The sequence below is a fragment of the Paraburkholderia sp. SIMBA_027 genome (assembly GCF_046535315.1).
GTDB lineage: Bacteria > Pseudomonadota > Gammaproteobacteria > Burkholderiales > Burkholderiaceae > Paraburkholderia > Paraburkholderia tropica.
Genome location: NZ_JAWRWY010001433.1, coordinates 1 through 243, shown reverse-complemented (window position 1 = coordinate 243; position 243 = coordinate 1). Strand labels below are relative to the sequence as shown.

At 64.6% G+C, this 243-nt stretch carries 1 protein-coding gene; it reads left to right on the top strand.

The window, feature by feature from the left end:
• Positions 1-243 (top strand): filamentous hemagglutinin N-terminal domain-containing protein (locus tag SB764_RS43920; RefSeq protein WP_410867301.1); only part of this gene is annotated, 243 nt, incomplete at both ends.

The window sequence follows — 243 nt, the reverse complement described above, 5'->3', positions numbered from 1 at the left end:
ACGGCCATCTCGAAGTGGCAGGCCAGCGCGCAGAAGTCGTCATAGCGAACGGTTCGGGCATCAGCGTGAACGGCGGTGGCTTCATCAACACCTCGCGCGCGATCCTGACGACCGGTTCACCGAACTTCGCACCCGATGGGTCACTCGCGGGCTTCAATGTGACCGGCGGCAACATCACCGTGCAGGGCGCGGGGCTAGACGGTTCGGCTGTCGATCAGGTTGATCTGCTCGCTCGCGCGGTGC